Source organism: Rickettsia senegalensis (assembly GCF_056135685.1).
In genome coordinates this window covers 1,013,321-1,033,825 of record NZ_JBVYTQ010000001.1, presented here as the reverse complement: position 1 = coordinate 1,033,825, position 20,505 = coordinate 1,013,321, and the positions used below count along the sequence as shown (strand labels likewise).

Genomic DNA, 20,505 nt, shown 5'->3' with positions numbered 1-20,505 from the left:
GAACATCTCATGATTATTAAGTTTAATTTATATAAATTTAGAGTATAGTAGTTAGGCACCTATAAAGTCAATAATATTATAATTATGTATGAAATATTAAGTAATAGAGAGATTATCAAAATAATAGGTTTAGATTCGGTAAAGTTCCTACAAAATCTCATTACTAACGATATTTGTAAGAGCAGCTACTGTTATACCTATTTGCTTAATAATCAAGGAAGATATTTATTTGATTTTTTCGTGTATGTTCATAACCTTGAGGAAATTTACCTTGATATTGATAAAAGTAATAAAGCTGCTTTGATAGAGCATTTAAACTTCTATAAATTTCGCTCAAAAATACAAATAATAAATTTTAGCGAAGAGTATAAAATTGTCTATTCACATCAAAAATTAGATATAGACACGCTAGTTACGTTTCGTGATCCGAGATATCCTATGCTCGGTTTTCGCTCAATCGTGTCATCTTTTTTGTCATTGCGAGAAGACGCCATAGGCGTCGACGAAGCAATCTCGGACAAAATTCCTGAGATTGTCACATTCCCTATGGTCACTCGCAATGACGGTTTGGAGAACTGCGCAACAACATCTCTCTGCGGAAGCGAGAATCCAGCTTCCTTATACCTCGAAGATAAATATAATTTCGCAATAATAGACGGTGTGGAAGATTTAATCACAGATAAATCCATTCCAAATATGTACGGTGCTGAGAAGTTAAAGGCAATTAGTTTTGACAAAGGCTGTTATGTCGGTCAGGAAGTCATTTCAAGAGCTAAATATCAAGGGGTTATAAGAAGAAAGATATATAAAATTACAGCAGATGACGATTTATCTTTATTAGTTAAAGATGAAGATATACTAGCAAGTAATGAAAAAATCGGTGTAATATGTTCAAGTTACCGTAATAAAGCTATCGCCTTAATTAGAGAAGAAAAATATCTTGCCTGTAAAAAATCTGATATCACAGTTAAAGGAATTAAAATAAACTTATCTCTCGCACCTTGGTATTAAATAATAATTAATTTTTTAATAATTACTTGAGACCCATTAAGTTTTCACGTATTATATATATTACAACTAGATGCGAACCATATTTCATGGTATTTTTTATAAAAAATAATATAAATTGGATACTTTTATGACTACAACTTTCCAATTGTTAACTTCAGGAAATATACAATATATACCGCAGTTTTTAAATGGAACTAATGTTAATGAGCTTAACAACAGCCTTAATATTTTTGAAACTCTTTGCAATTTAATACCTCAACAGCAAGATAAGAATGTTAAGAATATTTTAGAAAATACTGCAATACAAACATTAGGAAAAATGATCTCCATCCCTGAAACTAATTGGGGTAAGAAAGATGGAGCCGGTAATACTATACTTGAATGGGGTATTTGGAGCGGTTCTGCATATACAACAACGAAGTTTATAGCAATTGAAAAAGCACAAATGCAAAATTTTACACGTGTTTTAAAATCAAACCATCTTGCCTCTACGTTCCAAAACGAGCAAATCGAAAAATTTAAACAAATAAGTCTTGATATTAATATTCCTGATACACGTACACCTTGTGAATTACTTAATACCGGACGTATACAAGATATAATGTCTGTACCAACGGCTTTAAATAAAGATAATGTCAATAATGTTAACAACAATCTTAATATTTTTGAAACTCTTTGTAATTTAATACCTCAACAACAAGATCAGAACGTTAAAAATGCTTTAGAAAATACTGCTGTACAGATATTAAGCAAAATGATCTCCATCCCTGAAACTAAAATTGGGGTAAGAAAGACAGAGCTGGTAATACTATACTTGAGTGGGGAATTTGGAGTAATAGCTCTAAGGTAATGGATGTATTTCATAATAATTCTCAAATAATGGATAAATTTGTTGCAGCTGAAAAAGCAAAAATTCATAATTTTTTCCGTGTTGCTATGGAGCCGCATATTTCGGATGATTTCCGTAAAGACCAAACCGAAAAATTAAAGTCGTTAGGTTTAGATATTAACGATCTTGGTCAAGATAATCATACCGCTTTATATTCTGCAATAAATATTTATGTAAATACATATTGAAATAAATATCAGCTTATTACTAATAATCCGAGTAATCAAAATATAAGTTTATTTCAAACTCAAATGGATAAATATTATAAAATAGTTGAAAATTTGCTAAAATTTGGAGCTAACCCTTCGCTTGTAACAAATAATATATTAAATTTATTAGCTAACGGTACTTTACAAATACAAAATACAATATCTAAAATACCCGATAACGGTCATAAATATTTAGCTCAAGCAGGTTTAAAACTTTAATAAAAAATGTAAAGGAATTAGCAGAAAAAACATTAGAAAATTGTAATCTTGTAAATTCTACCGGCGGTAATAATATGATTGCTACGCTTGGTAATATAATATGGTCTATTAAACAAGATATTTCAAAAGCATCCGGTCAAGAAAAAACATTGTTAATCAACAATTTTAAAGAGCTAAAATCTTTAGCGGAGCCTATAATAGAAAAAATAGTAAAACAACAAGGATTTAATCCTAACATTATGGATCAATTGAATTCTAATACCATAGCATGGCTTGGTGAATTTGGAGCCGAATTCTTAGAAAAATGTATAAACAATATGTATACAAAACCTGATGTAAATTTCTCTGATAAGAGTGGTAGAACACCACTTGATTGGTATAGTGACTATAACGCTACTAAAATCGTAGAAACTTTAATAAAAATCGGTGGTAATGTAAATAGTCAATGTACTCAAGATGCAGCGACGCCTAGCCATAGATTATTTTTAAATAATTCAAAAGTGAATGCTAATACTCCAAAACTTCTAACTTTAAAAGCATTATTAAATAAAGAAAATAAGCCGCCGTTTGATCCAAGTATCCAGATGGTTGGTAATAAAACCGTAGCAGATGTATTAGAAGAGAAAAAACAGCTATAGTTGATTACGATGCCTGTTATAATGTGTAGAAGTCAAGATTTAATCTTACAGACATTATAAAAATTATATCTGAATGTCTGATAAGTTATGACTGTCAGATGAGTATTCAAGATATAAGATTTCGTTATTCTTTTCAACAGCTAACTTTTTACTATCCATAAAAGTCTGCATAGGTGTTTTTCCATAGCAATATTTACCGGAATGCGGTCTTTCATTATTATAATATTCTAGCCAAATATCAAGATCTAGTTGTAGATCATCAAGATCAGTATAGATCTTTTTACGCATAGCAGTATCAAAGAATTCTTGTTTCATAGTTTTATTAAAACGTTCACACATACCATTTGTTTGAGGAGAATATGCTTTAGTAGTAGTATGCTCAATACCCTCAATGCTTAAGAACAATTCAAAAGCATGATGTTCTATATTACCTTTATACTCACCACCTCTATCAGTTAAAATACGAAGTACTGGTATTTGCTGACTCTCATACCATGGTAACACTCTATCATTAAGCATGTCAGCAGCGGTAAGTGCTGTTTTATCAGTATATAGTTTAGCCTCTGCAACCCGAGTGTAACTATCAATAAACACTTGAGAATATACCTTGTCTATGCCTTTAAAATTACCTACATAATATGTGTCTTGGCATCCTAGATAACCTGGATGCTGTGTATCAATCTCACCATGAGCTTCTTTCTCGCTACGCCGTTTCTCTAATACTTGTAACTGAGCTTCGGTAAGAACAATACCATCCTGAGCCATTTTGGCTTCTAATGCTTTAAGTCTTTTATTGATATTATTTAAATCATTACGTAGCCAAATAGATCTAACTCCTCCAGGTGATACAAGAATACCAGTCTTTTTAAGCTCATTTGATACTCGCAGCTGACCATAAGCGGGGTATTCTATTGCCATATCTAATACTGCTCTCTCTACGGCAGGATCAACTCTATTCGCTATAATTGGCTTCTTCCGACTAATCTCATATAATGCTTCTTCTCCTCCTGTTTCATATAACTCTTTAAACCTATAATAACTGTCTCTACTGTAACCCATAGCTTTATATGCTGACGATATACTACCAAGACTCCTAGCTAATTCTAGTAATCCTATTTTTGGCTTTATTATTTTTTGATTTAGATTCATCTCTAATCCTCCATTTAATATTATCTTAATTTTACTAAATGTAAGATTAAATCTCAACTATTACATACCAAAGCCATCGTTGTCTGGATTTATTCTGTACATAAGACCATTGTTCATCTATCTCAGGAGCAATAATTACTTCTGTTGTACTGATAGAATGATTTATTGTTTTTTAATACTAGATTTTTTTAAAACACGGATAACTGTATTGATACCCACTTTTAATACTCTTACTGTATCTCTAACTCCAGAGCCGTTGATTGACATTTCTACTATTTGCTCCTTAACTCCAGGCTTAGATGCATTATTAATATACTCCAATTGAAAATATCGATTACACCGCTTGCATTGATATCTCTGTTGTTTTGAAATTGAATATCCTGACTTTATTACTTCTTCTGTGTTGTTACAATATCTACACTTAACATCTATTTTTGCCATAACTCCTTAACTATAATTCTCTCTTATTACTGTTTGAGGATTATAGACTATTTACTCTAAACTGCAATACGGAGGCACGACCCTTGTCTTGTTATAGCCTTACTGCAATGGCTTGTTTTGAACGTCATTGCGAGCCGGCATGTATGCCTGCGTGGCAATCTCGCCAAACCTCCTGAGATTGCTTCGTCAATTACTTACGTCATTTCCTCGCAATGACGGATTCACGCGGGAATGACATATATCTACAAAAATATTGTTTGTTTCTTTTTTTATTTTTATTATTATTTGCATAGAAAATCCCTATAACTTAACTCTATGCCAAATATAGAAAATCCCTATAACTTAACTCTATGCCAAATATAGATCTCCTCATTTTTACTAGCTTTTTAGCAATTAATTTGCTAGTTGGACTTCTAAATATCAAAAATATAAAAAACATTCGCGAATATGCGATAGGAAAAAGGAATTTTTCTACAGGTACGATAGTCGCAACTCTTATTGCTACTTGTTTTATTTTTATTATTATTTGCATAGAAAATCCCTATAACTTAACTCTATGCCAAATATAGAAAATCCCTATAACTTAACTCTATGCCAAATATAGATCTCCTCATTTTTACTAGCTTTTTAGCAATTAATTTGCTAGTTGGACTTCTAAATATCAAAAATATAAAAAACATTCGCGAATATGCGATAGGAAAAAGGAATTTTTCTACAGGTACGATAGTCGCAACTCTTATTGCTACTTGGATCGGTACTAGTACTTTTTTAATCGATAATTCAAGAATATATACGGACGGGCTATTTTACTTATTACCTAGTATATTCGGGAGCGTCGTTAGTTGGTTATTAATTAGTTACTTTATAGCTCCTCGTTTTGAGAATTTTTTGGGTAGTTTATCAGCAGCGGAAATAATAGGGGAGGCTTACGGTAACAAAGTTCGTATTCTTACGTCGATAGTTAGTATATTAATGTCTATAGGTAGGATTGCCATGCAATTCCACGTAGCAAGTTTAATATTACAGCTATTCTTTAATATTTCAAATTTTTACATAGATTTATGTATTGCCACCGTAATAATAAGCTATTCTGCTTTTGGCGGTGTAAAATCGGTTACTTTTACCGAAGCCGTACAGTTTTTTACCTATAGTGCAATTATTCCGGTAATAGGAATTGTCGTATGGAACGTTTTTAGCGATCCGCATATAGTTATAGACTCAAACGTACAGACTCGTCTAGCTGATTTACAAGGTTTGTTTCACTATACTAGTCCTAAATTTTGGATTTCTTTAAATATTTTTATATATTTTGCGATTCCGTCGCTTGGTCCTTCAATTTTTCAAAGAATATTGATGGCAAAAGACACAAAGCAAATATCAAAAACATTTTTTATTTCGTCAATTATTTGTCTTTGTTTATCCGCCTTATTTATTTGGATTGTAATATTATTACTATCTCAAGATCCAAGTGTTAACACTAATGAATTGTTTTTACGGATTATTAAAAGTTATATAGGATTTAAGGGGTTAATTGTCGGTGTTATTATGGCAATGATAATCTCAAGTACCAACACTTATATTAACGTTGTAGCGGTAACTTTTACTAATGACATAATTAAAAAGGCTTCTCTAAATAGTAATTATGTAACGGCAATCACTATAGGATTAATAGGTTTTATTATATCACTCTATACGAAAGATTTAATAAATCTATTTCTATTATTGACTAGTATCTATTTGCCGCTAATCACTTTGCCGTTAATTTTGTTAATATACGGTTTTAAATCAAGTGCCAAAAGTTTTTTTATCGGTATGATTGCTGCAATATTAACTATTATATTGTGGCAAGTATTTTCTTTAAGAGCGGTTTTAGGTATTTATCCGATATTGCCCGCAACTATAGTAAATTTACTCTTTTTCCTTGGAAGCCATTATATTTTAAAACAACCAGGAGGGTTTAATTCTTTAAAAGAGCCGCTAGCCGTTAAAATAATCAAGCAAGAGAGAAAAAGAAAATTTTTGACTTTATTTCGTGATCTTAAGAATTTTAACATCTTTAAATATTGGGAAAGCACTCTACCAAATCAAGAAATTACTTATAGTTATGTCGGTATATTTATTTTAATATCGATGTTCTCATCTTTATATACCACATCGGGTAGTAAAATAATGAACCATTTGGAGATATATAATATTATTTACCATACCACCCTTATCACTGCTGCAATATTAATCACTTATCCTTTATGGTCTTTAAAATTTAAAAAGAATTATATTATATCTTTATCTTGGTTTGTTGCTACTTTCGTTATATTAATATTTTTCGGTAGTTTACTTGTTATATCAAATAGTTTTGATCAGTTGCAATTAATGTGTTCGATAATTAACTTACTTATAATTGCAACTATATTCAGGTGGCAAGCTACTTTACTTATGACCGTTACAGGCGTGTGTGCTAGTATAGAGTTTTATAAATATTTTATGGATGAGCAGTTATTAATTAGCATAGATAGTTTTCAATTCAAAGTAATATATTTCCTAACCTTATTTAGTAGCCTTTTAATAGTATTCTTAAAACCAAGGCAGGAGCAAGAAAGATTAGTTAATCTAAAAAATACTCATTTAGGTAATAGAGTTAATTATAGAGAGCAGGAATTGGAGAAGTTACTTGATTTGAAACATGAGTTCTTACGTAATATAAACCATGAAATCAATACACCGCTAACCGGTATTATTAGCCTTGGTGAAACCTTATGGGCTAATTATGATAAATTTAATGAAGATCAGCGTCGTAGTGCTGTAGAGATTATAGCTAAAAGCTCCATTAGATTAAATAGCTTGATAAATAATATTCTAGATTTTTCAAAATTATCCAGTCTTAATTATGAATTAAATAAAGAAGATATAAACTTAAGCGAAGTACTGCACGAAAGAATTCAAGTATGTAAAAAACTATATCTAAATGGCAAAACCTTAAATTTTGTATCTGATATTGAAGAGAATATAATATTTAACTGTGATCCTCATTATATTAAACACACATTCGATAATCTAATAATTAACGCTATTAGCTATTGTAGTGAGGGAATAATAAAAATTGATTTGCAAAAGCAGAAAGACAGCATTGTATTCAGTATAAAAGACGATGGAGTAGGAGTGCTGAAAGAGGAATTGCAGAGTATATTCGGCGTATTTGTCGTAAGCTCTAAAACACGTACACCGGCAGGAGGTAGAGGAGTAGGGCTTGCTCTCTGTAGGAAAGTAATAGAACTGCACGCCGGAAAAATTTGGGCAGAAAACGATAAACAGGATAAGACTCAGTTTATTGTTACGATGCCTTTGTGATTTACGATGCCTGTAGAAGTCAAGATTTAATCTTACAGACATTATAAAAATTATATCTGTATGTCTGATAAGTTATGACTGTCAGATGAGTATTCAAGATATAAGATGCGGTCTTTCATGATTATAATATTCTAGCCAAATATCAAGATCTAGTTGTAGATCATCAAGATCAGTATAGATCTTTTTACGCATAGCAGTATCAAAGAATTCTTGTTTCATAGTTTTATTAAAACGTTCACACATACCATTTGTTTGAGGAGAATATGCTTTAGTAGTAGTATGCTCAATACCCTCAATGCTTAAGAACAATTCAAAAGCATGATGTTCTATATTACCTTTATACCCACCACCTCTATCAGTTAAAATACGAAGTACTGGTATTTGCTGACTCTCATACCATGGTAACACTCTATCATTAAGCATGTCAGCAGCGGTAAGTGCTGTTTTATCAGTATATAGTTTAGCCTCTGCAACCCGAGTGTAACTATCAATAAACACTTGAGAATATACCTTGCCTATGCCTTTAAAATTACCTACATAATATGTGTCTTGGCATCCTAGATAACCTGGATGCTGTGTATCAATCTCACCATGAGCTTCTTTCTCGCTACGCCGTTTCTCTAATACTTGTAACTGAGCTTCGGTAAGAACAATACCATCCTGAGCCATTTTGGCTTCTAATGCTTTAAGTCTTTTATTGATATTATTTAAATCATTACGTAGCCAAATAGATCTAACTCCTCCAGGTGATACAAGAATACCAGTCTTTTTAAGCTCATTTGATACTCGCAGCTGACCATAAGCGGGGTATTCTATTGCCATATCTAATACTGCTCTCTCTACGGCAGGATCAACTCTATTCGCTATAATTGGCTTCTTCCGACTAATCTCATATAATGCTTCTTCTCCTCCTGTTTCATATAACTCTTTAAACCTATAATAACTGTCTCTACTGTAACCCATAGCTTTACATGCTGACGATATACTACCAAGACTCCTAGCTAATTCTAGTAATCCTATTTTTGGCTTTATTATTTTTTGATTTAGATTCATCTCTAATCCTCCATTTAATATTATCTTAATTTTACTAAATGTAAGATTAAATCTCAACTATTACACAATTTACTAACTCGTCATTCCCGCGTAGGCGTTCGTCATTTGCGTGGAGATTAAAATTTTATATTCAATTCCATGGTGCTATATACATATTCTCTAAATTCTCTAATTCCATGGTGCTATATACATTTACTCCGGTACTATCAAATACTATCTCTTTCCCTGAACCTTTCTCTTGTACTCCAATATTTTTTACTCGTAACTTTAGCTTACTAGCGATTCTTGATGCATGGGCATAATCCGGTATTCTTAAATCCTTACCCGCAAATATTTTGCTAAACATTCCTTCTGCAAATCCGCTTGTTGCTCGCCATGGCAATCTTAATAACAGCTTAATTGTTAGCAAATATTCATACATCTTGCTATTATATCTTCTCGCTCCTCCTTGCCTCTGTTCCCCTCCATAATATAACTCTTTTAAATATTCTTCACAAAATGTGAAAATTATTGTTCCTCTTTTCTTTAAACTTCTGTTATATTCTTTCCAGTTGCAAACTTTTTGTAGCTTTGACATACATACTTGTGGTTAAGTTTTTTGTCGATTTACTACTTTTCTTAGTTCGCAGCTACTTTTTTTTATATCTACGCAACAAGGTCTTGCAGGAATGACGGTTTTGTGGGTAATGCTTTCTCGCTAATAGCGGAAAACCGAGCCATGCAACAAGGCTTCTAGTCGCTTGCAATGACGAAATGACAACATTTGCATTCGTAGCTCAGCTGGATAGAGCATTGCCCTCCGAAGGCAAAGGTCGTTGGTTCAAATCCAATCGAATGCACCACCACTAAATCAACTCAATATAACGGTCATTTAGAGGTATATCTTCTTCGTTTATTAAAGGTAAAACTACGTTAGCTCTTGAAATAGCTAAAGAATTTCAAGCATTATATTTGGACCCTGATTGGACCCTGAATTGTAATAGTTGAGATTTAATCTTACATTTAGTAAAATTAAGATAATATTAAATGGAGGATTAGAGATGAATCTAAATCAAAAAATAATAAAGCCAAAAATAGGATTACTAGAATTAGCTAGGAGTCTTGGTAGTATATCGTCAGCATATAAAGCTATGGGTTACAGTAGAGACAGTTATTATAGGTTTAAAGAGTTATATGAAACAGGAGGAGAAGAAGCATTATATGAGATTAGTCGGAAGAAGCCAATTATAGCGAATAGAGTTGATCCTGCCGTAGAGAGAGCAGTATTAGATATGGCAATAGAATACCCCGCTTATGGTCAGCTGCGAGTATCAAATGAGCTTAAAAAGACTGGTATTCTTGTATCACCTGGAGGAGTTAGATCTATTTGGCTACGTAATGATTTAAATAATATCAATAAAAGACTTAAAGCATTAGAAGCCAAAATGGCTCAGGATGGTATTGTTCTTACCGAAGCTCAGTTACAAGTATTAGAGAAACGGCGTAGCGAGAAAGAAGCTCATGGTGAGATTGATACACAGCATCCAGGTTATCTAGGATGCCAAGACACATATTATGTAGGTAATTTTAAAGGCATAGGCAAGGTATATTCTCAAGTGTTTATTGATAGTTACACTCGGGTTGCAGAGGCTAAACTCTACTAAAGCATATTCTCCTCAAACAAATGGTATGTGTGAACGTTTTAATAAAACTATGAAACAAGAATTCTTTGATACTGCTATGCGTAAAAAGATCTATACTGATCTTGATGATCTACAACTAGATCTTGATATTTGGCTAGAATATTATAATAATGAAAGACCGCATTCCGGTAAATATTGCTATGGAAAAACACCTATGCAGACTTTTATGGATAGTAAAAAGTTAGCTGTTGAAAAGAATAACGAAATCTTATATCTTGAATACTCATCTGACAGTCATAACTTATCAGACATTCAGATATAATTTTTATAATGTCTGTGAGATTAAATCTTGACTTCTACACCTGAATCGTGACAAGCGAAAGTTTAGCAGAGCGGATAATTTTCCATAATATAGATTATAGAACAATTATAAGAGTTAACCAAGCCCATTTTAAATTTAAATATTTCCCCTACCTTTTGGCAAACTAAGGATAAAATATTATTGCTTTTAGTAATAATTAAAGAGTATTCTTGACGTTGGGTTAAATACCTCGGAAAGAGTACTTTCATATGGCTGGGACGGGAGGATTCGAACCTCCGAATGACGATACCAAAAACCGTTGCCTTACCACTTGGCGACGTCCCAATGTAGAAAATAATGAAGAATTAGTACGTGAGGATTATCAGCAAAAGATAACATGGTCAATTTTTCAAATTAAACGAGTATATGGACTTTATACCAATAAATAGCAGAAACGTCAATTACAATAATTAAATTACAATAATTATTTGTAGAAGTCAAGATTTAATCTTACAGACATTATAAAAATTATATCTGAATGTCTGATAAGTTATGACTGTCAGATGAGTATTCAAGATATAAGATTTCGTTATTCTTTTCAACAGCTAACTTTTTACTATCCATAAAAGTCTGCATAGGTGTTTTTCCATAGCAATATTTACCGGAATGCGGTCTTTCATTATTATAATATTCTAGCCAAATATCAAGATCTAGTTGTAGATCATCAAGATCAGTATAGATCTTTTTACGCATAGCAGTATCAAAGAATTCTTGTTTCATAGTTTTATTAAAACGTTCACACATACCATTTGTTTGAGGAGAATATGCTTTAGTAGTAGTATGCTCAATACCCTCAATGCTTAAGAACAATTCAAAAGCATGATGTTCTATATTACCTTTATACTCACCACCTCTATCAGTTAAAATACGAAGTACTGGTATTTGCTGACTCTCATACCATGGTAACACTCTATCATTAAGCATGTCAGCAGCGGTAAGTGCTGTTTTATCAGTATATAGTTTAGCCTCTGCAACCCGAGTGTAACTATCAATAAACACTTGAGAATATACCTTGTCTATGCCTTTAAAATTACCTACATAATATGTGTCTTGGCATCCTAGATAACCTGGATGCTGTGTATCAATCTCACCATGAGCTTCTTTCTCGCTACGCCGTTTCTCTAATACTTGTAACTGAGCTTCGGTAAGAACAATACCATCCTGAGCCATTTTGGCTTCTAATGCTTTAAGTCTTTTATTGATATTATTTAAATCATTACGTAGCCAAATAGATCTAACTCCTCCAGGTGATACAAGAATACCAGTCTTTTTAAGCTCATTTGATACTCGCAGCTGACCATAAGCGGGGTATTCTATTGCCATATCTAATACTGCTCTCTCTACGGCAGGATCAACTCTATTCGCTATAATTGGCTTCTTCCGACTAATCTCATATAATGCTTCTTCTCCTCCTGTTTCATATAACTCTTTAAACCTATAATAACTGTCTCTACTGTAACCCATAGCTTTATATGCTGACGATATACTACCAAGACTCCTAGCTAATTCTAGTAATCCTATTTTTGGCTTTATTATTTTTTGATTTAGATTCATCTCTAATCCTCCATTTAATATTATCTTAATTTTACTAAATGTAAGATTAAATCTCAACTATTACAAAAATAAATTTATTTCGTTATTAAGCCAATTCCTTGCTTGCGTGGATAATAAATCATAAATTTTAGCTCTAATTTTGTTATAATATTCCTTAATATAATTTATTTCATCAATATTAAGTAGTTTCGTATCAATCAATTTACTAGCATAAGGTACTAGGCTTAAGGTTTCAAATTCAAGCCATCCGCTATTTTCTTTTACATACATTAAATTTTCTATTCTAATTCCGTATTTTCCAGAAATATAAAAACCCGGTTCATTAGATAAGATCATACCTGCTTTAAGTATTGTTTTATTACGAAGATTTATGCTTTGTGGTCCTTCATGAACGCTTAAGAAACTCCCTACTCCATGCCCTGTACCGTGCGGATAATCTAACATTTCTTGCCATAAATATTGCCGAGCTAGTATATCAAGATTAGCTCCTGCGATGATATTTTTTGGGAATTTGGCGTTAGCTAAAGCAATATGTCCTTTAAGTACTTGCGTATAACGCTTTTTCTGCTCCTCAGTCGGCGTACCTATCACGATTGTCCTTGTTATATCGGTAGTAGCACCTTGGTACTGACCACCGGAATCAATCAGTAATATCCCCTGCCCTATAATTTTTTTAGCATTTTCAGGAGCAGCTCTATAATGAATAATGGCACTATTTTCCTGAAATCCGCAAATAGCAGGAAAACTATCAGAAACATAGTCTTCTTGTTTGGCTCGTTGCTCCGTAAGCTTTAAACCTATAGAATGTTCGTCATTGCGAGCAGTCGAAGACTGCGTGGCAATCTCATCATATTCTCCTGAGATTGTTTCGTCGGCGCTTTGCGTCTTCTCGCAATGACGAGTACTTTCCTCTAACTCAGCAAAAAACTCACATAAAGCTACTGCATCTTTAATATGAAAATCGATTGCATGCTTAATTTCTACATCGTTCTTACACGCTTTAAGCGTTAAGCATGGATCGGTAATTTTTTGTACTTTTTTATCAGCTATTAAGTCCATTATATGCAGAGAGGCTATAATATCATCAATCAAAATATCGTCATGACTCTTTAAAATATTTTCAAATTCTTCTTCCGGTAAAATTGTTATTTCAGGACGTGCATTAATAATTTCGGCATCGATTCTTGTAGTATCGATAAATAGATATAATTTTGTAGACGTAATGATTACTTTTGCAAACATTAAAGGTGTATAAGCAACGTCACTAGCCCGCAAATTTAGTAACCAACATATGGAAGAGCTATCGAGAATAACTAAGGCACATTGCTCATTATAATTACTAGACCCCGAGGTCAAGCCGCGGGATGACAATGCAACTTCTCGACATTTACTTATTTTATCAATATGACTAACGCCTGCAAATTTAATATCATGTAAATAAACTTTAGAGTTTGGCTCTGATGGCTGATTATGCCAAATTTTATCAATTAAATTTCCGTTAATCTTCTGAAAATTGAAGTTTAAATTTGATATGGCGGGATAAGTAAATAATTCAGGATCGTAACCTATTTTTATATCTTTACCAAACTTAGATATCTCTTTTAAGTCAAAAATCTGAAATATTGTAGGATCAAGTTCTCTTGCTGCCTGCTCTAAATAACGTCCGTCGGTAAAAAACAATGCTGTATCTTTACATATAATAGCCATACCGTTTGAACCGGTAAAACCTGTTATATATTCAAGCCTTTTAGCATACGCAGGTACATATTCGCTCATATATTTATCGTTAGACGGAATTATATAACCGTCTATATCACATTCTGTGAATAAGCTTCTAAGTAGATTAATGCGGGTTTTTGTCATGTTTATAGCCCTTATGTCATTCCTAGTTCGATGTCATTCCCGCGGAAGCGGGAATCCAGTAATTAAAATGCGCATATACAACAAGTTTTTAAAATTAAAAGCTCGATTTATCTCGCTTTTTTCTAGATTCCCGCTTTTGCGGGAATGACATAAACAAGCTATGCAATGTTGCTGCTCATAGACTGGAATGACGTTTATACCATCCATAATATAAAGGAATACCGAGCATAGTAAAGGAGCTAGCTATAATCAGAGTTTTAATAGGTGTTTCATAGATAACCCATACACAAAAGATAATCGATATTATGGCTATAAGTAAATAATAATAAGAAAATTTTTCTTTTGAGTTAAAAATTACCTTTAGGAAAGCTAAGCTACAAATTAGATAGACGAATAAGAATGTTGTCGCCGAGAAATCTATTATTTGCGTAATCTGTGTGGCAAAATTATCATTTGCCGTAAAGATTAATAACGGCACAATTCCAAGGCAGCTTACAATAATTCCGTTAGTTGGAGCGTTGTTGCTATTTTTCTTAGCAAAGAATTTCGGTAATAATCCGTCTTCTGCAAGCCCAAGAGCTATCTGTCCGCTAGTTAGCACCCAAGCATTGAGCGTACCTATACATATAATCGAGGCTATAATCGTGATTACGCTTGACCATTTACCCCCGAATAATAATGTAGCGGCATCGGCATAAGGAGCTTTAGAGCTAATAAGTTCAGAAGCAGTGATTAATCCCATTATACCTATGCTATTGATAATATATAACACCGCCACGCAGAAAGTTCCAACTATTATGGCTTTTGGAATGGTTTGTGCTGGATCTTTTACCGCTCCTGCCGTGGTAGTGGCACACTCAACACCGATAAATCCCCAAAAAGTAAGAAGTGCAGCTCTTCCCATAATGGTTGGAATGCTTAAACTCTCTACTTCTTCAGCTATAGTTATATTATCTATATTAAAATGAGATAATGCACATAAGCCCACTACAAGCAACGGAACGAATTTTAAGAGAGTCAAATAAAACTCTGCTTTTCCTGCTACTTCAGGACCTTTTAAATTTAAAACCGTAATAACACCTAATAATATTATCTGTAATATTAAATCTAAAACCGCTTGTGATTGAAAAAAAGGCGTTAGATAACCTATTGCCGAAATGACAACTATACTTGTACTGACAAAGGATATAACCCAGTAAGTGAAGCCGGTGAAGAAGGCTATTTTATCCCCGAAACTCTCTCGTACATAAACGTGCGGACCGCCTGTTTTAGGAAATTTTGCACATAAGGATGAGAATACAAGGGCTATACTCATAGCACCGAATAATGAAAGTACCCAACCCCAAATGCTATATATACCGAACGGTGCTAAACTTAGCGGTAATATAAAAACGCTAGTACCGATTTGACTGCCGGTTACTAAGGCAAAAACCGCCCAGAAACCTAATTTTTGCGACATAATTTTGTTATTGATTTAATTATAGAAACGGCTTTTAATATAGCTATAAAAACGATTTTATGCAACTTATTAAAAACACAATTTCCTTTTTAATTATTTTTATATTATGAAAGTAAAAAAATAATAAAATATATAATATTTTTGGGCAGTATTATTTTAGCTATTTATCTTAATATTGAACCTCTGTATACACCTACCGCTTTAGTTACTTCGCCTACCATTACTTATTTTCCTAAATATATTGCTCATAAATCCTTAACTTCTGAAAAATTTCAAGGTAATAGCGTAGAAGCAGTACAAAATGCTTTAATGAGCTACGTAGAAGGAATAGAAGTAGATGTGAGATTATCAAAAGATAGTGTTCCTTTTTTATATCAGGCTGATACCTTAGAAGAAGCTACAAATGGATATGGTAAACCGGAAAAGTATAAATGGGAGCAACTTAAACAGGGTCGTGCCTCCGTATTGCAGTTTAGAGTAAATAGTCTATAATCCTCAAACAGTAATAAGAGAGAATTATAGTTAAGGAGTTATGGCAAAAATAGATGTTAAGTGTAGATATTGTAACAACACAGAAGAAGTAATAAAGTCAGGATATTCAATTTCAAAACAACAGAGATATCAATGCAAGCGGTGTAATCGATATTTTCAATTGGAGTATATTAATAATGCATCTAAGCCTGGAGTTAAGGAGCAAATAGTAGAAATGTCAATCAACGGCTCTGGAGTTAGAGATACAGTAAGAGTATTAAAAGTGGGTATCAATACAGTTATCCGTGTTTTAAAAAAATCTAGTATTAAAAAACAATAAATCATTCTATCAGTACAACAGAAGTAATTATTGCTCCTGAGATAGATGAACAATGGTCTTATGTACAGAATAAATCCAGACAACGATGGCTTTGGTATGCCTTGGATAAGATTTCGTTAAAAGTAGTTGCTTATACGTTTGGTACAAGATGTGATAGCACATTAGAATCATTACTGAAAAAACTAGAGAATTTCAAGGTGACTTTTTACTATACAGATGGATGGGGGAGTTATGCTAGGTTATTAGACCCTAAAAAGCATATTATCAGTAAAAAATACACTCAACGGATAGTGTAATAGTTGAGATTTAATCTTACATTTAGTAAAATTAAGATAATATTAAATGGAGGATTAGAGATGAATCTAAATCAAAAAATAATAAAGCCAAAAATAGGATTACTAGAATTAGCTAGGAGTCTTGGTAGTATATCGTCAGCATATAAAGCTATGGGTTACAGTAGAGACAGTTATTATAGGTTTAAAGAGTTATATGAAACAGGAGGAGAAGAAGCATTATATGAGATTAGTCGGAAGAAGCCAATTATAGCGAATAGAGTTGATCCTGCCGTAGAGAGAGCAGTATTAGATATGGCAATAGAATACCCTGCTTATGGTCAGCTGCGAGTATCAAATGAGCTTAAAAAGACTGGTATTCTTGTATCACCTGGAGGAGTTAGATCTATTTGGCTACGTAATGATTTAAATAATATCAATAAAAGACTTAAAGCATTAGAAGCCAAAATGGCTCAGGATGGTATTGTTCTTACCGAAGCTCAGTTACAAGTATTAGAGAAACGGCGTAGCGAGAAAGAAGCTCATGGTGAGATTGATACACAGCATCCAGGTTATCTAGGATGCCAAGACACATATTATGTAGGTAATTTTAAAGGCATAGGCAAGGTATATTCTCAAGTGTTTATTGATAGTTACACTCGGGTTGCAGAGGCTAAACTATATACTGATAAAACAGCACTTACCGCTGCTGACATGCTTAATGATAGAGTGTTACCATGGTATGAGAGTCAGCAAATACCAGTACTTCGTATTTTAACTGATAGAGGTGGTGAGTATAAAGGTAATATAGAACATCATGCTTTTGAATTGTTCTTAAGCATTGAGGGTATTGAGCATACTACTACTAAAGCATATTCTCCTCAAACAAATGGTATGTGTGAACGTTTTAATAAAACTATGAAACAAGAATTCTTTGATACTGCTATGCGTAAAAAGATCTATACTGATCTTGATGATCTACAACTAGATCTTGATATTTGGCTAGAATATTATAATAATGAAAGACCGCATTCCGGTAAATATTGCTATGGAAAAACACCTATGCAGACTTTTATGGATAGTAAAAAGTTAGCTGTTGAAAAGAATAACGAAATCTTATATCTTGAATACTCATCTGACAGTCATAACTTATCAGACATTCAGATATAATTTTTATAATGTCTGTAAGATTAAATCTTGACTTCTACAATTAAATAGCCAACTTTCTTTTAAAGGTATTTCTGTATATGGCTCTAGAATAATTTGTCCTTTTTTACTATTCACAATGACGTGAAAACTACTTACCCCTTTAGCTAATTTACCAAGTGTTATTCTTCCTTTCGTATCTGGTTTTAATATACATGCTTGTGTCATACAAATTACTTTTTATATTATAACTTATAGAATAATATATAGTGGGTAATTAATCAAGTGGGATTAACATTATTACACGTTAAAAGATTTGCCGCAGCCGCAATTAGCTTTTTCGTTAGGATTGGTGAAAGTGAATTGGGATTTGAATTTCGTCTCTACATAGTCCATTTCAGAACCGAGAATATACATTAATGCCTTTGGATCGATTAGTATCCGTACGCCCTTTTCTTCAACTACTTCATCGAATTGATTTTTACTATCGGCATACTCAACATAGTAAGTTTGACCGGCGCAACCGCCGGCCTTAACCCCTACTCTAATACCAAAAGTAGGTTTTGCTCGTTTTCCTATTAGCAATTTTACTTGCTTTGCCGCAGCATCGGTTAATGAAATAACATTTTTCATGTTTTAAGAGTCTTTTTTGATTTCTTTTTTCTGTTTGTAATCGGCAATAGCTGCTTTTATTGCATCTTCAGCAAGTAGTGAGCAATGAAGTTTTACAGGCGGGAGCGATAATTCTTTTGCTATTTCAGTATTTTTAATCTCTTCGGCATCGTTTATTGATCTGCCTTTAACCCACTCTGTTACTAAAGAACTTGAAGCAATAGCTGAACCGCAGCCGAATGTTTTAAATTTAGCATCTGTAATAATCCCGTCATCATCAACTTCGATTTGTAACTTCATCACGTCACCGCAAGCGGGAGCCCCAACTAGTCCTGTTCCAACGTTTTTTTTCTCTTTATTAAGCGATCCGACATTACGAGGATTCTCATAATGATCTATCACTTTTTTGCTATAAGCCATTGTTATTCTCTAAAATTTGGTTTTATTTGTTTCAACGTCATCGCGAGGAGCTAGGCGACGCGGCAATCTCAGGAATTTTATACTACTTAATGAGATCGCCGCATCGGCACTATGCGCCTCCTCGCAATGACGATTTTTAGTGAGTAGCCCATTTAATCTTCTTCAAATCAATCCCCTCTTGCATCATTTCCCAAAGAGGACTTAATTCCCTTAATTTATCGATTTTTGAACATATTAAATCTACTGCGTAATCAACTTCCTGCTCGGTAGTAAATCTACCTATGCCGAACCTAATCGAAGTATGGGCAAGCTCTTCACCTATTCCCATAGAACGTAAAACATATGACGGCTCTAAAGAGGCGGAAGTACAAGCAGACCCGGAAGAAACCGCTAAATCTTTAATGGCAAGGATAATTGATTCTCCCTCTACTCCGGCAAAGCTTAGATTTAGATTGCCTTTATATCTTTGATTTTTATCACCGTTTAAATAAACTTCCGAAATTCGGCTATGTATATTATTTAAAAATCTGTCGAATAAGTAATTTACGTGCTTAGTATCTTTTTCCATCTCATTATACGCTATTTCAGCAGCCATGCCAAGCCCTACGATTAAAGGAGTCGGTAGCGTACCCGAACGCATACCTCTCTCCTGTCCGCCACCGTTTATGAGTGGCGTAACACGCACACGAGGTTTTTTCCTTACATATAACGCCCCTATTCCTTTCGGACCGTAAATTTTATGCCCTGAGATACTAGCAAGATCAATATTAAACTCGTTAACATCAATTGGAATTTTACCGAATCCTTGAGCAATATCAGAATGAAAAAAAACGCCTCTTTCACGGCAAATTTTTCCTATTTCCTTTAAAGGCTGAACAACACCTATTTCATTATTAACCGCCATAACTGAAACTAACATAGTCTGATCAGTAATAGCATTTTTTAGAGTTTCTAAATCGATTATTCCATTTGGTTTAATTGGTAAGTATGTGATTTTTATACCTTCCTGCTCTAAATGCCTGCAAGCATCAAGTACGCATTTATGTTCACTGACTATAGTAATAATATGATTTTTCTTATTGCCGTAAAATTTTGCTATTCCCTTTATTGCAAGGTTATTAGATTCGGTTGCACCGGAGGTAAAAATAATTTCTTTAGTATCTGCTCCTATTAACCTTGCTACTCTACTCCTTGCCTCTTCAACGGCGTTTTCTGCTTCCCAGCCGAAAGAATGGCTACGTGAATGAGGATTCCCGAATTTGGTAGTAAAATATGGCAACATTGCCCCCATTACTCTTGGATCAAGCGGCGTTGTTGCCTGATAATCCATGTATATAGGCAAGGTTAAATTGTTTAATTGTTGGTTCATATGGTTTTTAAATTAATTTTTTGTATATAAAGCTTAAAAATAGACGAAGTTTAATTTGGAAA

Annotated in this window: 21 protein-coding genes, 2 tRNA genes and 2 pseudogenes; 12 read left to right on the top strand and 13 right to left on the bottom strand. The window is 33.2% G+C overall.

Going from position 1 to position 20,505, the window contains the following annotated elements; translation table 11 throughout:
- Positions 1 to 84 precede the first annotated feature (84 nt).
- From ygfZ to AC0ODJ_RS05610, 5 genes are all read left to right on the top strand, one after another.
- Positions 85 to 1,011 carry a CAF17-like 4Fe-4S cluster assembly/insertion protein YgfZ gene (gene ygfZ, locus AC0ODJ_RS05630; protein ID WP_218459802.1) on the top strand — a complete coding sequence of 309 codons (927 nt, stop codon included), beginning with the start codon at positions 85 to 87 and terminating at the stop codon, positions 1,009 to 1,011.
- A gap of 115 nt (positions 1,012 to 1,126) precedes the next feature.
- Entirely contained in the window at positions 1,127 to 1,861 is a 735-nt protein-coding gene (locus AC0ODJ_RS05625) for a hypothetical protein (RefSeq protein ID WP_474465297.1), read from the top strand.
- 29 nt (positions 1,862 to 1,890) lie between these two features.
- Complete coding sequence (locus tag AC0ODJ_RS05620; RefSeq protein ID WP_218459804.1) at positions 1,891 to 2,088, top strand: hypothetical protein; 198 nt, start codon at positions 1,891 to 1,893, stop codon at positions 2,086 to 2,088.
- 63 nt (positions 2,089 to 2,151) lie between these two features.
- Complete coding sequence (locus AC0ODJ_RS05615) at positions 2,152 to 2,328, top strand: hypothetical protein (protein ID WP_256621155.1); 177 nt, start codon at positions 2,152 to 2,154, stop codon at positions 2,326 to 2,328.
- Between the two features lie 74 nt (positions 2,329 to 2,402).
- A complete protein-coding gene (locus AC0ODJ_RS05610; RefSeq protein ID WP_256621156.1) occupies positions 2,403 to 2,966 on the top strand; it encodes a hypothetical protein in 564 nt (187 codons plus the stop codon).
- A 63-nt stretch (positions 2,967 to 3,029) separates the two neighbouring features.
- On the opposite strand, the gene AC0ODJ_RS05605 is transcribed toward AC0ODJ_RS05610, so the two are convergent.
- Genes AC0ODJ_RS05605 through AC0ODJ_RS05595 form a run of 3 tightly spaced genes read right to left on the bottom strand, consistent with a single transcriptional unit; the run spans position 3,030 to position 4,556 of the window.
- Complete coding sequence (locus AC0ODJ_RS05605) at positions 3,030 to 4,115, bottom strand: IS481 family transposase (protein WP_474465620.1); 1,086 nt, start codon at positions 4,113 to 4,115, stop codon at positions 3,030 to 3,032.
- Between the two features lie 46 nt (positions 4,116 to 4,161).
- On the bottom strand, positions 4,162 to 4,248 hold the full coding sequence (locus AC0ODJ_RS05600) for an IS1 family transposase (RefSeq protein WP_474465789.1): 87 nt from the start codon (positions 4,246 to 4,248) through the stop codon (positions 4,162 to 4,164).
- Positions 4,249 to 4,277: 29 nt separating this feature from the next.
- Positions 4,278 to 4,556 (bottom strand): IS1-like element transposase, encoded by a 279-nt coding sequence (locus tag AC0ODJ_RS05595; protein WP_474464641.1) that lies wholly within the window; start codon positions 4,554 to 4,556, stop codon positions 4,278 to 4,280.
- Between the two features lie 591 nt (positions 4,557 to 5,147).
- Here AC0ODJ_RS05595 and AC0ODJ_RS05590 point away from each other — a divergent pair.
- Complete coding sequence (locus AC0ODJ_RS05590) at positions 5,148 to 7,901, top strand: sodium:solute symporter family transporter (RefSeq protein WP_474465288.1); 2,754 nt, start codon at positions 5,148 to 5,150, stop codon at positions 7,899 to 7,901.
- Between the two features lie 50 nt (positions 7,902 to 7,951).
- On the opposite strand, the pseudogene AC0ODJ_RS05585 reads toward AC0ODJ_RS05590, so the two are convergent.
- Both AC0ODJ_RS05585 and AC0ODJ_RS05580 read right to left on the bottom strand, forming a co-directional pair.
- Positions 7,952 to 8,954: pseudogene (locus AC0ODJ_RS05585) on the bottom strand (IS481 family transposase).
- A gap of 130 nt (positions 8,955 to 9,084) precedes the next feature.
- Positions 9,085 to 9,531, bottom strand: a complete 447-nt coding sequence (locus AC0ODJ_RS05580; RefSeq protein ID WP_474465286.1) for a transposase — start codon at positions 9,529 to 9,531, stop codon at positions 9,085 to 9,087.
- Positions 9,532 to 9,719: 188 nt separating this feature from the next.
- Between AC0ODJ_RS05580 and AC0ODJ_RS05575 the strand changes: the two genes are divergently transcribed.
- Both AC0ODJ_RS05575 and AC0ODJ_RS05570 read left to right on the top strand, forming a co-directional pair.
- Positions 9,720 to 9,796: transfer RNA gene (locus AC0ODJ_RS05575), tRNA-Arg, on the top strand.
- A gap of 198 nt (positions 9,797 to 9,994) precedes the next feature.
- Positions 9,995 to 10,898 (top strand): annotated as a pseudogene (locus AC0ODJ_RS05570) (integrase core domain-containing protein).
- Positions 10,899 to 11,147: 249 nt separating this feature from the next.
- Here AC0ODJ_RS05570 and AC0ODJ_RS05565 read toward each other — a convergent pair.
- From AC0ODJ_RS05565 to AC0ODJ_RS05550, 4 genes are all read right to left on the bottom strand, one after another.
- A tRNA-Gln gene (locus AC0ODJ_RS05565) sits at positions 11,148 to 11,222 on the bottom strand.
- A gap of 183 nt (positions 11,223 to 11,405) precedes the next feature.
- Positions 11,406 to 12,491 carry an IS481 family transposase gene (locus tag AC0ODJ_RS05560; RefSeq protein ID WP_474465620.1) on the bottom strand — a complete coding sequence of 362 codons (1,086 nt, stop codon included), beginning with the start codon at positions 12,489 to 12,491 and terminating at the stop codon, positions 11,406 to 11,408.
- Between the two features lie 60 nt (positions 12,492 to 12,551).
- Positions 12,552 to 14,354 (bottom strand): aminopeptidase P family protein, encoded by a 1,803-nt coding sequence (locus tag AC0ODJ_RS05555; RefSeq protein WP_218460299.1) that lies wholly within the window; start codon positions 14,352 to 14,354, stop codon positions 12,552 to 12,554.
- Positions 14,355 to 14,529: 175 nt separating this feature from the next.
- Positions 14,530 to 15,813 carry an APC family permease gene (locus AC0ODJ_RS05550; protein ID WP_218460300.1) on the bottom strand — a complete coding sequence of 428 codons (1,284 nt, stop codon included), beginning with the start codon at positions 15,811 to 15,813 and terminating at the stop codon, positions 14,530 to 14,532.
- 141 nt (positions 15,814 to 15,954) lie between these two features.
- Between AC0ODJ_RS05550 and AC0ODJ_RS05545 the strand changes: the two genes are divergently transcribed.
- The 4 genes from AC0ODJ_RS05545 to AC0ODJ_RS05530 are packed head-to-tail and all read left to right on the top strand — an operon-like array spanning position 15,955 to position 18,066.
- Positions 15,955 to 16,305, top strand: coding sequence for a glycerophosphodiester phosphodiesterase family protein (locus AC0ODJ_RS05545; protein WP_474465281.1), 351 nt, complete (start codon positions 15,955 to 15,957; stop codon positions 16,303 to 16,305).
- Between the two features lie 40 nt (positions 16,306 to 16,345).
- Positions 16,346 to 16,624, top strand: coding sequence for an IS1-like element transposase (locus AC0ODJ_RS05540; RefSeq protein ID WP_474464641.1), 279 nt, complete (start codon positions 16,346 to 16,348; stop codon positions 16,622 to 16,624).
- Complete coding sequence (locus AC0ODJ_RS05535) at positions 16,621 to 16,920, top strand: IS1 family transposase (protein WP_474465786.1); 300 nt, start codon at positions 16,621 to 16,623, stop codon at positions 16,918 to 16,920. Before AC0ODJ_RS05540 ends, AC0ODJ_RS05535 begins: the two co-directional genes overlap by 4 nt.
- A 60-nt stretch (positions 16,921 to 16,980) precedes the next feature.
- Entirely contained in the window at positions 16,981 to 18,066 is a 1,086-nt protein-coding gene (locus AC0ODJ_RS05530) for an IS481 family transposase (protein WP_121834048.1), read from the top strand.
- Positions 18,067 to 18,069: 3 nt separating this feature from the next.
- Here AC0ODJ_RS05530 and AC0ODJ_RS05525 read toward each other — a convergent pair whose 3' ends face one another.
- The 4 genes from AC0ODJ_RS05525 to AC0ODJ_RS05510 form a co-directional block, all read right to left on the bottom strand.
- Positions 18,070 to 18,270 (bottom strand): hypothetical protein, encoded by a 201-nt coding sequence (locus AC0ODJ_RS05525; RefSeq protein WP_474465279.1) that lies wholly within the window; start codon positions 18,268 to 18,270, stop codon positions 18,070 to 18,072.
- Positions 18,271 to 18,342: 72 nt separating this feature from the next.
- Positions 18,343 to 18,675 carry an iron-sulfur cluster assembly accessory protein gene (locus tag AC0ODJ_RS05520; protein ID WP_218459823.1) on the bottom strand — a complete coding sequence of 111 codons (333 nt, stop codon included), beginning with the start codon at positions 18,673 to 18,675 and terminating at the stop codon, positions 18,343 to 18,345.
- Between the two features lie 3 nt (positions 18,676 to 18,678).
- Positions 18,679 to 19,074 (bottom strand): Fe-S cluster assembly scaffold IscU, encoded by a 396-nt coding sequence (iscU, locus tag AC0ODJ_RS05515; RefSeq protein ID WP_218459818.1) that lies wholly within the window; start codon positions 19,072 to 19,074, stop codon positions 18,679 to 18,681.
- 136 nt (positions 19,075 to 19,210) lie between these two features.
- On the bottom strand, positions 19,211 to 20,443 hold the full coding sequence (locus AC0ODJ_RS05510) for an IscS subfamily cysteine desulfurase (RefSeq protein WP_218459817.1): 1,233 nt from the start codon (positions 20,441 to 20,443) through the stop codon (positions 19,211 to 19,213).
- Between the last annotated feature and the right edge of the window lie 62 nt (positions 20,444 to 20,505).